General features: G+C 40.8%; 12 protein-coding genes. 3 read left to right on the top strand and 9 right to left on the bottom strand.

From position 1 onward, the window contains the following. Nucleotides 1-104: 104 nt before the first annotated feature. Complete coding sequence (gene dsrP / locus AABK39_RS09605) at nt 105-1358, top strand: sulfate reduction electron transfer complex DsrMKJOP subunit DsrP (RefSeq protein WP_338391117.1); 1254 nt, start codon at nt 105-107, stop codon at nt 1356-1358. A 292-nt stretch (nt 1359-1650) separates the two neighbouring features. Here dsrP and AABK39_RS09600 read toward each other — a convergent pair whose 3' ends face one another. The 4 genes from AABK39_RS09600 to AABK39_RS09585 all read right to left on the bottom strand — a co-directional run bounded on the left by AABK39_RS09600 (nt 1651) and on the right by AABK39_RS09585 (nt 4507). Then, nucleotides 1651-2331 (bottom strand): alkylmercury lyase family protein, encoded by a 681-nt coding sequence (locus AABK39_RS09600; protein ID WP_338391116.1) that lies wholly within the window; start codon nt 2329-2331, stop codon nt 1651-1653. A gap of 160 nt (nt 2332-2491) precedes the next feature. Then, nucleotides 2492-2905, bottom strand: a complete 414-nt coding sequence (locus tag AABK39_RS09595) for a DUF2000 domain-containing protein (RefSeq protein WP_338391115.1) — start codon at nt 2903-2905, stop codon at nt 2492-2494. 5 nt (nt 2906-2910) lie between these two features. Continuing rightward, nucleotides 2911-3861 carry a bifunctional helix-turn-helix transcriptional regulator/GNAT family N-acetyltransferase gene (locus AABK39_RS09590; protein ID WP_338391114.1) on the bottom strand — a complete coding sequence of 317 codons (951 nt, stop codon included), beginning with the start codon at nt 3859-3861 and terminating at the stop codon, nt 2911-2913. 205 nt (nt 3862-4066) lie between these two features. Beyond that, a complete protein-coding gene (locus AABK39_RS09585) occupies nt 4067-4507 on the bottom strand; it encodes a DoxX family protein (RefSeq protein ID WP_338391113.1) in 441 nt (146 codons plus the stop codon). A gap of 81 nt (nt 4508-4588) precedes the next feature. Here AABK39_RS09585 and AABK39_RS09580 point away from each other — a divergent pair, with 81 nt between their 5' ends. Together AABK39_RS09580 and AABK39_RS09575 are read left to right on the top strand one after the other, a co-directional pair. Next, nucleotides 4589-5452: a winged helix-turn-helix domain-containing protein gene (locus tag AABK39_RS09580; RefSeq protein ID WP_338391112.1), complete on the top strand. Its 864-nt coding sequence runs from the start codon at nt 4589-4591 to the stop codon at nt 5450-5452. Nucleotides 5453-5657: 205 nt separating this feature from the next. After that, a complete protein-coding gene (locus AABK39_RS09575) occupies nt 5658-6854 on the top strand; it encodes an IS256 family transposase (protein WP_338395317.1) in 1197 nt (398 codons plus the stop codon). A 131-nt stretch (nt 6855-6985) separates the two neighbouring features. Here the strand turns inward: AABK39_RS09575 and AABK39_RS09570 are convergent, their stop codons facing one another. The 5 genes from AABK39_RS09570 to AABK39_RS09550 form a co-directional block, all read right to left on the bottom strand. Continuing rightward, entirely contained in the window at nt 6986-7429 is a 444-nt protein-coding gene (locus tag AABK39_RS09570) for a hypothetical protein (protein ID WP_338391110.1), read from the bottom strand. A 59-nt stretch (nt 7430-7488) separates the two neighbouring features. Beyond that, nucleotides 7489-8229: a hypothetical protein gene (locus tag AABK39_RS09565; RefSeq protein ID WP_338391109.1), complete on the bottom strand. Its 741-nt coding sequence runs from the start codon at nt 8227-8229 to the stop codon at nt 7489-7491. Nucleotides 8230-8484: 255 nt separating this feature from the next. Next, nucleotides 8485-9858 carry a DUF2971 domain-containing protein gene (locus AABK39_RS09560; RefSeq protein WP_338391108.1) on the bottom strand — a complete coding sequence of 458 codons (1374 nt, stop codon included), beginning with the start codon at nt 9856-9858 and terminating at the stop codon, nt 8485-8487. A 209-nt stretch (nt 9859-10067) separates the two neighbouring features. Beyond that, nucleotides 10068-11165: a 6-bladed beta-propeller gene (locus AABK39_RS09555; RefSeq protein ID WP_338391107.1), complete on the bottom strand. Its 1098-nt coding sequence runs from the start codon at nt 11163-11165 to the stop codon at nt 10068-10070. Nucleotides 11166-11445: 280 nt separating this feature from the next. Next, on the bottom strand, nt 11446-11979 hold the full coding sequence (locus AABK39_RS09550) for a hypothetical protein (RefSeq protein WP_338391106.1): 534 nt from the start codon (nt 11977-11979) through the stop codon (nt 11446-11448). Nucleotides 11980-12034: the final 55 nt, after the last annotated feature.

The following is a 12034-nucleotide window of genomic DNA, read 5'->3' as shown; positions in this document are numbered from 1 at the left end:
CATGCCTTGTATCTCCACCCAGAATTTCAAACCATGATTTTCAATTTGATTCCAACTACCTAAGACCTAATACCAAAGACCAAATACCCAAAAATATATTCACTATGAAAACTCTTACAGTTTTTTGGAGCATGGTTAAGGACGGCCTCGACACCGTGACGCACGGCTCCAGGAAGTACCATATTTGGATGGCCTTCCTGACCATGGTCATGCTCATCGGGATGTACTGCTATTCGTTCCAGATCGAACACGGCCTGAGCGTCACCGGCATGACCGACCGCGTCAGCTGGGGCCTATATATCTCCAACTTCACCTTCTTGGTAGGTGTGGCCGCCGCGGCCGTAATGCTCGTCATGCCCACCTACGTGCTTAAGGACATCGACTTCAAGCGCGCAGTGCTTATCGGCGAGGGCCTTGCCGTGGCCGCGCTGATCATGTGCCTGGCCTTTGTGGTAGCCGATATGGGCGGACCAGCCGTACTCTGGCACATGATGCCCGTAGTCGGGGTGTTTAACTTCCCGAACTCGATGCTCACCTGGGACGTGATCGTGCTGAACGGATACCTGTTCCTCAACATCACCATCCCGATGTACATCCTCTACAGGCACTATCAGGGCAAAGAAGCCAAAAAGAACGTCTACGTTCCCGGCGCCATCCTGTCCGTATTCTGGGCCGTGGGCATCCACTTGGTGACGGCCTTTCTATACCAAGGCCTGCAAGCGCGGCCGTTCTGGAACAACGCCCTGCTCGGACCGCGTTTCCTCGCCTCGGCATTCGCGGCGGGACCGGCCCTGATCATCCTTGTGCTGGCCGTGATACGCAACAACACCATCTTCAACATCGAAGACAAAACCATCAAAAAGATCTCGATGGTGGTGACCGTTGCCGCGCAGGTAAACCTGATCATGCTCGTATCCGAGCTCTTCAAAGAGTTCTACGCACCAACGCATCACAGCGAAAGCGCATATTACCTCTTCTTCGGCCTCGACGGCAAAGAAGCGCTACTGCCATGGATACGCACCTCGATCACCATGAACGTCATCGCCACCGTGCTCCTGACCTTCAACAAACTGCGCAACAACTTCAAGGTGCTTTACATCGCCTGCGGTTTGTTGTTCGTAGCTATCTGGATCGAGAAAGGTTTCGGTTTGATCATTCCCGGCTTTATCCCCGGACCTTACGGAAAAATTGCCGAGTACACCCCTACCCTCATCGAGATTGGCGTGACATTGGGCATCTGGGCTTTGGGCGCGTTCGTGTTCACGGTACTGGCCAAAACAGCGATCCAGATCGAGAGCGGACAATTGCGCTACAAAAAAGAGAAACAAGCTAAGAAACCGGAAATACAAGAAGCGTAATCAAAAGCGACACATAGACACTCCGCTTTTTTAATCTCTAATTGGATTAATAGGGAATCGTTTCATCTGAAGTAAAAGGGACCACCGGCAACGGGGTCCTTTTTTTAATATGTGTATGTTTCAAGCCCCAATCCCGCCAACTTATTTGGCAGTCATTGCAAATGCCCTTCCAGAAAACCAGCACGAAAAAAGCCCCGAAGGGCTTACAATTCTTTTGTTGTCTCAGAAAGTCGATGAGATAGGGGAAAATGAAGAGCGAAGGACAATTCCCTTTGAACAGGACAAGTATTTTCTAAAACCGTCCTTTTTCATCTTCCAAATTCCAGATCTTATGCTCTAATCTGTATTTTGCAAACATTTCTTTTGCTTCTCTCATCGTCCATTTTTGCCAATTTTCATCTAGGTGCTTGCCATACCATTCTTTCGAAAATTCCCAAATTTTTGAGATAGGCTGTATATCTCCTTTTGGGATATTATGTTGTTTCACCCAATCGTCTATTTGTTTTTCATTTCTGAATACAAGCATGGTACTACACGTGTAAATAACATTATCCCAGGCGTTTTTCATTGGAATAGGGAAATGTATATATAAGTCTTGTTCTACAATTTTTCCATCCTTAATCTGTATCTCAACTTTTTCCCCATGTGCTCCATAGCTTGTCATAATGGTCAAATCCTGATTTAAAAGTGCGGCTACACCTAAGGAGCACCATGCACAATTCCCCCACCACTCACCTTTTTCCGACTTGATCCAAAAGTTTGTCGGCGCTAGAGAGAAAGGGTGTATTACCCAAACTTTCGGCTCATTGGGGTGAAGAACAACGCCATGATATTCTTGTAAATTATATAAGCCCTTCTCAATACTTGCTTTGTCGCTATTTAAAAGTTCTGACAGTGTTTCATTATCAGGAGCAAAGCCATTGTCAATAATATATTTGATTATTGTATAATGTAAATTTGAGTTGGTTACCATTTTTATACTGTTTTTAGTCAAGTGATAGGTTAGCAGTGTTTACGAATTCATTTCAAATGATAACAGTAAAGAATTTCACCCTTTTACGAGCATTGAATATAAAATCATCGATAAAGCGATATATCCTCTGAGATCAATTGTAATTGAATCTATAATCGTGTTAATCATGGAACTTTAAACCATTTAGGGCTTTATTTACTTTTTTATTTTCGCCATAAACAATTATCCCGACCAGCTCTTGGGTTTCATCCGTGCACTTGCCAATCTCAACATGATTTTCATCTTCGTTTTTGGTTGAGAAGAGTGGTTTGATATATATCCCTATACTTAAGTCCCTTTGTTTAGCTCTTTGAAAGGCTCGGTCTATTTGAGCTTGGTCGTCAGCTTTATAAACAAGAATGGGATGCTTTATAAAGGGAAGGTATTCTGATTCAGAAGCGTTAATAAATGGTTTTCCATGCGTTTCGGGAAACTTTACCGCTATTGAACTAGCTAGAAATGAGGCTACATTAAGTTTTTGCCAATCCATAAGGTCATTTTTGATGACCATTGCCACTTTATTCTCGTATGTCATTTTGATTATAATTTAAGTCCCATTTGAATATTACAGCGCTCATAAGGCGTGTGATGTCCCGCTATTTTTTCAAATCCAAGCTTTTTGTAAAGTGATACCGCCGGTTTTAGTATGGTGTTGCTTTCAAGATATAGGTGTGAGGCACCTAAGGCGTTAGCTTTATCTATAATCGCTCTACCTAATAAATATCCCACTCCTTTTCCTTGCGCTTTTGGAGAAACAGCCATTTTCGCCAGTTCATAATCGTACTTTTCGTCTTGCCTTTTGATAAGGGCGCAAACACCTAAAACCGTATTGTCATGAATAGCTATTAAAATTTTTCCGCCTTTGTTTAGGATGTATTCTTCGGGTTGATCGAGCGCAATCCTATCAGCCTCTTCCATCTTAAAATAAGTTTCTATCCATTCTTCGTTAAGGCTTTTAAACGCAGATTGATGCTCAGGCAAATAATCCACTATTTCTATTTTTTGAGCCTCCCTGTCCTTCTTTTGTTCCGCCACCCTTTCAAATAAGGTTTTTTCATTTAATAGGTATTCAAACTCTTGAATTGCCAACCAGACATTATGTCTCGTTTGCTTTAAGGTATCCTGTATCGCCTTTTCTACATCAGTATATTGTTCTTTTATCTTTTCGGATAACTCTGTCCCTTTCTTAGATAGTATGATGTTAGTGACACGCCCGTCCGATTTATCCTTTTTTTCTCTCACCAAACCGGCTTTGGCCATTTCACGCACAAGCTTTATTACTGATGGGTGTGATTGTCCAATTCCTTTGGCTATCGAAGTGATGGATTTGCCTTCATTCTGATTCGAGAGAAAATAGAAAACCGGAAACCATTTGGGTTTTAATTCTATATCATAAAGCTCATAAATTCGTTCGGCATCTTCGGTAACCATATTGCTTAAGGCTCTTAATCTACTGCCCAATGCCATTTCTCCGATGTTATCAAAATCCATAATCTATGTTTCTATATACGTAACTAGTTACAAATATGTAGATTTTTTTAATAACTCTCTCCCGAAACTCTGGAAAAAAACCGCACAAAAAAAAGCCCCGAAGGGCTTCAATTTTTTTGCGGACAAAGAGATTCGTTGAGAAAGGAGAAAAAACGGTGAGATGGCGGTATGCTTATTACCAGCCATCGAGTTTGGTTTCTTTTTTTCACAATGGAAGTTTATTCAGAGATGCTGAAGTGTTCTCTTTCTCTTTTTTTGCGATTAGGAAATCAAGGCTAAGCTTACCCGCTCCCATGAAAAAGAAACAGGAAAAGATCATTAGCAAATAAAATGTTTCGGTTCTAATACTCCCGTCCAGCATTATAAAATTGATTACACACATTGTTATCATCAGGGGTATAGTACTTAGCCTTGTAAAAAGTCCAACGGTAAGAAACAATCCGAAAATAAGCTCCGAAAACTTGCCAACGTATACCATAACCACGGGAAATGGCACTCCCACATCCGTTAACCATAAAGTATAATCTGATATTTTACCCTCATCGAAAACCTCAAGACCAAACGAGAAAATGATTCCTCCGCTAATGATTCTGACAACGTCCAAACCCACCGGAAGCGTTTCATTTAATTTTAGCAATTTTTTCATGATTTTATTTAAATTGATGAGCTTTGAATTTATCATTTACGATAACGGAACCTCTCATACTGCTTGTAAAACGAAAGTAAAATGAGTGTAAAAAGTGTTTTTACAATTTTCAGACAGCTCAATATCAGCCACATACTCTTTATAATGGCCTGTTTTTTTATTGCCATTTCCATCAGCCTGTTTCGGGTTCCGAATAAGAAATTGGTCCGGGAGCAAACCCATCTGGCAATGAGAGCGATTGGTGATGAGTTGTTAAAAGCCAACAATGACTTCCGCACGCCAGTCCCTCCAATAGAGCAAATAGGCTCGGCTACCTTAAGGCTGAGATTCAACAAACCAATCGTTATTGACCCTGACACTTTGGTGACGCTCTCCGTAAAGCATTTTAATTCTCGGATATCGTCGAGGTCGATCGTCAATGTTCTGAAAGCGGACACCAAAGAGATTGTATATAGTTTTGAGATAAACCATTTAACGGAAAAGGAAATCCCCTGTCTTGGGCGAAAACTCCCAAAATCCCTATACTTGCTGGAGTCAAGCTTCTATGGTCAAACGACTATACGGCTTCGTTCCAACGTTCCTTCCCTAAGCCTTGCGGGCACTTCTGTCCTGTTTATATTTTTCGGGCTAGCATTATTGATAAAACAAAAAGCAAAGCCAAAAGGAAGTAACCAACGCGAACTGAATGGCATCAAACTGGACCTTAACTTTAATAGAATACTTTATAAAGACGAAAGCATTGAATTAACGGATAAGGAGACTCAGATATTGGCAATATTATTCGAGAAAGCCGGCGAGCTGATCTCAAGGGAGTATTTGGTGCAGGAGGTCTGGGCAAAGCAAGGTGTGGTTACGGGGCGTAGTCTGGATATGTATATTTCTCGATTAAGGAAGAAGTTGAAGCCTTTACCGAATATTCAAGGTACCGTTTCATTAAGTGTGTAAATGAAATTTATATGAGCGAAGCGGGGAAGTTCCCTCGATTTTGTCAGTCAGTTTCTCGGAGGAGCGATAGCGTCTCCGAAAACTGACTGACAAAATGAGGAGCCTCCCGGCAGGGGACACTCCCATTTTCATTCGTATAGGTTTCAGGATGTCGGGAATATACTTCAACAAGTTATATTCAGACATGAAAAAGAACGAGAAAACCATTCGCAAGGAAGACGTGTTGTCCGCAGACTTCCTCAAGGAGTTCGGCAACGCCGAGGAACTCGGCGATTTTTTGAAACGGCTCCAGAAAAACGCGGTCGAGGCGATGCTCGAAGGCGAGCTGGACGCCCATCTGGGCAACGGGAAACACGGCAAGAGCGAGGACGGGAACTACCGCAACGGCCACGGGTCGAAAAAAATCAGGACAAGCTTCGGCGAGAGCCAAATCCGTGTTCCCCGCGACCGCGAGGGGACCTTTTCCCCGATGCTGGTGCCCAAGCGCAAAAGCATGGTGGACGGTTTGGAAAACGTCATCGTCTCGCTTTACTCCAAAGGCATGTCGAACAGCGATATCCGGGAACAGGTCTCGGAGGCGTACGGGATCGAAGTGTCCCCCGCGACGATTTCCAGAATCACGGACAGGGTCACCGAAGACATCGTCGCTTGGCAGAACCGCCCGCTTGATCCCGTTTATTTGGTCGTGTGGATGGACGCGCTGGTGTTCAAGGTCAGGGAGAACTCGAAAGTCGTCAACAAGGCGGTGTATATCGCCGTGGGGCTCCGTACGGACGGAAAAAAGGAGGTGTTGGGATTCTGGCTGGGCAAGAACGAATCGGCCTCGTTCTGGATGTCGGTGCTCACGGACATGAAAGCCAGGGGCGTACGGGACGTCCTGATCACCGCCACCGACAACCTAGCCGGCTTCACGGAAGCGATAAAATCCGTATTTCCGCAGACCGCCACGCAGATATGCGTCGTGCACCAAGTGCGGAACTCCTTCAAATACGTTGCGCACAAAGAGAGAAAGGAATTCGCCAAAGACATGAAGGCCATTTATGACTCGGCAAACGAGACCCAGGCCAAACAGGCCCTGGAATATTTCGCCCAAAAGTGGGAACACAAATACTCCTACGCCGTCAAAAGCTGGCGGGACAACTGGGACGAGCTGACCGTCTTCCTGGGTTTCCCGCTGGAGATCAGGAAAATCGTCTACACCACCAACCTGATCGAGAACCTCAACGGGAAGATCAGGAAATACACCAAAAACAAACTCTCCTTCCCCACGGACGAGGCGGTGGTCAAAACGGTGTTTCTCGCGATCAGGGAAGCCACAAAAAAATGGACCATGCCCGTGAGGAACTGGGGCATGATCCTTAATCAGTTTTTGGTTATATTCGAGGACAGAATCAAAATCTAGGCGAGACAAGGCCTAATTCCGACATTCTGAGTTTACACACTTTTTGAGACAGTGTCATATTCAAATTACAAACCAGCATGGCAAAGGGTACTTTTTAAAAATACAATAGCGATACCCTCGCTTCAGAGAAACTACTCCCCTAATGAAATTACCTTACTAAGTATTAACTCTCCACCTACAAACCTAAAATACTCTTGCTCGCCCATAACATCTTTTACATTGACAAATTCTATCGTTTTGACAAAACCGTCATTCTTCTTATCATAAACACGAACCTTTCCATTTCTTAAATCCCTCCAAACCAAATTAAAGACCTTTTCATCGCACAACGATTTTAACTGAAGGTTATCAACCAATTCAAAAGCTTCCTTTCCAAAACAGTCCTGAACGGAAGAGTCACTTTGAATTTCATTTCCATCAATTACTATTTTTGCATTTGGTGTATCAATAAAAAATTTAACTTTACCTTCCTCTCCTTTCAACTGAATAAGACAGCACTCTATCGGAGTATTTATTTTGCCAGCGACACAACCTGATAGGACCACACTAAAAAAAAGATAACAAATCACCTTCATGATCAATAGCAAAATATTTATCGAGTCAAAAATTGAAGGAAAACAGGAAGCTTATTTCCCTACGACATAACCCCTTCTCTAGCGCTTACTTCTACCCTGTTTACTTGTATCTTAATAAGCTCAACTATTTCTTCCAACATAGTCAATTTTGCTTCAAATCTTCTAGCCTCATCATAATCATGTATTTCGGAAACATCATTCTTATAGATATAGAAAAACAACGACTCATTCTTCTTTTCGAATGTAAAAACCGGATATAGTTCAGCAAAGTAATCGGCTAATTCGCTTGAGAATAGAGTTTTCAACCGCTGTTTGTTTCCATATAAAGAGAAATTCTCTGTAAAATCGTCTGTTACGTTGAGCATAACCTCATGCGGTGAACCAAAAAACTTGTCGCTAAAACTTGGATCACGTGGTTTCAAAAGAAAATCCGGAAAACCACTCAGCCATTCCGCATTAAACTGATAAACAGTAATTGCGCTTTTAATTTTAGTCCGAGTTAATCGAACCAATACTCGAAAATCGAAAAAACACAACCCCTTCTTTTCTATCGATCGAGTCATATGTATTATTGGCGGAGAAAGCTTATTAGGCAATTCCTTTTCATGCAGTACCGTGTCAAAAAAATCTCTGGAATCACCCACTTCATTGTATTCAAAATTGAATGCTTTCGCCCAATCCCTAACACATTCCCTTCTTCTCTCTTGGTCCTTCTTATCTCTCCAAACACGATATAGATACTTTCCAAACATGATAGCGCCGATAAACAACCCCAATTTCAACAACTCTATTTTATCCATTTTTTATCTTGATTAGTTTGAATCATACTCTGTTGTATGGATTCCCTTTTTGATTTTCTAAAAAACCATTACCCTTATCAAAGGTAAATTTGACCCTAAAAATATAGATCAACCGCACGCAAAAGGGACCGCCAGCGATGGGGTCCCTTTTTTTCTTTTGCTGGCGTAGATCTTGAAGACCAAAATAGGTAAAAACACAAGTCATGCTTTTATTAAATACGTATGCGGAGGGCATGGTTGGATTCGTTTCAAGTCTTATAAATTATATGAATCCTTATTTAATTTTTTTTCTAAATGAAAAGGTGTTAATTCCTTAAACAATCCATTTTCAGAATAGTACTTTAGAGTTCCATTGTTTTCTACGATAAAATACTCTCCATGATAGTTACCTTGTAAATTATCATATCTGATTCCTGAACCTAACTGAGTCGTTTTTAATTGTTCTAAGGATTTACTTCCATCGGAATATTTGGTTTCTAAAATTGTTGCTCCATCATTAAATAAGAGGGTTAGACTAGAACAAATAAAGGGGGTTTCATCAATCCACATTCCTATTGTTTCTCTAGTTTCATTTTCAAACCCTTCTATTAGTTCTTTTTCCTGTTCAAGAGATAGCCCGTTGATAGATACCTGTAATTCTTTTCCATCAAAATTTGCAGTAGCCCAATACCCATTACCAGCAATCACACCATGGATTCTAAATGAAATAAAAATTCTTCTTGCACTTCTGAAAAGATCCTCTTTGATTTTATTTGCTATCCAAATCAGTTGTTCTCTATCTGCTTTTGAATCCAATTCAATTAAAATCGTTGCTTTTTCGTTGAATTTATTGAAATCTTTTTCAATGATCTCAAAGTTGATACTTGATTTTTTTCCGTTTAAAGATGGAATTTGACGTAGATATGTAACTTCGCTTCCGCTAATATCTGGAACTTCTTGTCTATCAAATTCGTATTTACCCTCAACTTGAAAGATTTGGTAATACTTTATTCCTCTTCCATGTAAAATGGTCATCATTTCCTTTTTCCATGGTTCGGGCATTCTTAATCCAAAATATATTGCTTGAATAGCTTTGAAATTATAAGTATGTTCACCGCTCTTGTCTGTTATAATCCTATATTCGTTTTCATAATCCCATTTCTTTGATTTGTTGCCTGCCAGTTTCCTTACTAAGGAAATTCCATCTTTACCTGATATATCAGATATGTCAATTTCAGGTGGATTTTTAGAATACTTTATTGGAAAGGAATAAATTTTATCACTAGGATATGATTCTAATAGCAAGTCAAGGTCGTATTCAATGCAGAAGCCTTGATGCGAATTTGCATAGTGAGCCCATAAAAGTTCATCATTGTAAGTTGCTGATAACGAGTATATACCTATTTCTTTACCTCGATTTATAAAGGTATCAAGCGCATCGTGTACCTTTTCTAATACCTTTTCAGAGTTCTTGTTTGTAAGGTTAAAAAATGTTTTAGTCTCACTTTTGAATCTGTCAGAGGAAATTAAGGTTTCACATGGGTCATTGAGTTGTTTGAAATTTGAGCCCCAGAAAAAATTTTTTTCAATAGCGGATAAGTCTCTTTCGAAAATCTCCCTATCGCCACCACGATATTTAAAAACTTGCATAATTTTTTGATTTACTAAATTATCTATATAGTATTTGAAAACTGGTACTTTATACTGCTGTTTTTGATTTATTGCTCAGCTTCAGCAAGACTGTTTAACGACCATTGCAAGTATTCAGACTTGTGATTTTTTATTAGCAAGTGTCCACGTTTGCCCATTCAGTTTTTCCAATTAGGAGTGTGCAAGCGAGGTCGCTTGTGACAGCCAGCTTATTTAAAAGTAAGTACCGCAAGCACCGGGTTGCAGTCTTCTTCAAGTTTTATATTTGGATTTTTTTCGGTGAGTGCCTCAAGATACTCTGGGTCAACGGTAAACAAAAGCGTTTTTCCAGTTTGATTGACAGGGTGCATTTTAATTCCGTCGCAGGATAAGCCCAGTTTGTTTTCGTCAAAAAGTGGACGATGGATCTTATCCTTTTCTTTGTCAAACACCAAATATTCGTGAGTAGGCTTTATCAGCCCTTTTTGCAATTTGAAGATATTAGTCTTTGGGGTGTTGAAGACGTCAAGCAGTAGATATTTGTCTCCCCAAATGTGTCGTTTTGATCGATTAAAATCCGCCTTTTTAAAAAAGGAATCATTTAAGGACAAAACAAAAAGACTGTCCGGTTCTGTATTCTTGTTGATTGAATAAATGACATTGCCGAATAGTTCTTTATATGCGACGCCAACCCCGTCGATATTCATTATATTATTATAATATGCCAATCCTGCTTCATGTCGAACTACTTTTGATTCTACTTTTCGAATAAAATGCCCTTCCTTGTCATAAATATGAATGAGGTCGATACTAGTGATTTCTTTCTTTTGCGTTTTATCAGGCATTATAAAATAAAAATTGCCTTCATTGTCTATACTCATAGCCTGAAGTCTTAGATCATCTAGCGGGATCGTTCTTGTGTAATCCCCCGTGGCAGAGAATACTAAGATTTTCCCTAGAGAAACTAAAAAGATCTCGTTCTGGCTGCATTGTACATCGACTAATAATTCGTATTCTCCTGGACCTTTTCCTTTAGTGCTAACTTTTCTGATGAAATGTCCAGAGGGATCGAACATGTACACATATTCGGTGTCCTGAACCACATAGTTGTCTTGCACTTTGAATATGTTCCGTATATCACTAAGCATGCATTCCTCTTTAGTTTCAAAAGGAATGTATTTGATTCCCGTTACTCTGTCTTTTAGATCAAAGTGATTTTTTTCGTGCAGACCTTGTTCAAAGTCGATGGTTCCCAGTTTATTACTTTCATGGTGCGTGGAGCATGCACTGAAAAGACATAAAATTAAAAATAAGATTGATAGTCGCATTTGATATTAGTTTAGTCTTTAAAATGGAGCTTCATGATGTAGTCCTTTTGAAGCTTAATGTTTGTCAAGTCAGTAAAAAAACTAGCCCTTGGGTATGAAGAGCCTCAATTATACTGATTGCGATAAGTATATAGGTATTGATGAAAATAGTAGTGTCTTAACACGAGTCATAATATACTAAAAATATAGTTTATGTGATGTGGTGGCATGATTAAAATATAAAAAAGCGCCCCGTTTCCAGAGCGCCCAAACACAACAATCACAGCCAAGCCCAATCAATTTAAGAAGCCGTATACTCTACGCCCTCAAAAGTCACGGTGCCCGTGCCGTAGTTTCCCGTTTTAAAATAATCCTCAATCGTTTTGAGAATCCCTTTGCGGAGTTCACGTACCGTATCCGCCAAAATTAACGCCTCCACTTTGGCGTCCAGATAAGCGTACCCCAGTAGTTTTTCGTTAAGTCTGCTTTGGAAACGCAATTTGTCATACTTGGCTTTGGCCAATTCCAAATTCGCGGATTCCAAAAGCTTCTCGTCCGTTATCGTCGGAATGGCGGCTTCCAGTCTGGCTATATCCGCTTCGGCTTTGTTTTTCAGGTTTTCGTTCTCATCGCGTTTGCTATTTCGCTTACGCCCTTGCAACATAATACCTTCCGCCTTATGGTTTAGGCTTTCGATATCAGTTTCAGCATTAATCAAAAACTTCTGAAAGCCGGGCACGTCTTCGGCAAAGCGCGCCATATCCTCCGCCTGAAAGCAGGAATCCAGATTCAAAATTTCCGAGATTATCTCATCGGTGAACATTTGGTCTACCATATTATTTTTTGTTTAAGGTGTATAAGACTGCCCGGGGCAAAGCCCCGGTTAAGAT

It is taken from the genome of Fulvitalea axinellae (genome assembly GCF_036492835.1).
Lineage (GTDB): Bacteria > Bacteroidota > Bacteroidia > Cytophagales > Cyclobacteriaceae > Fulvitalea > Fulvitalea axinellae.
This window is presented reverse-complemented; position numbering and strand designations above follow the sequence as displayed.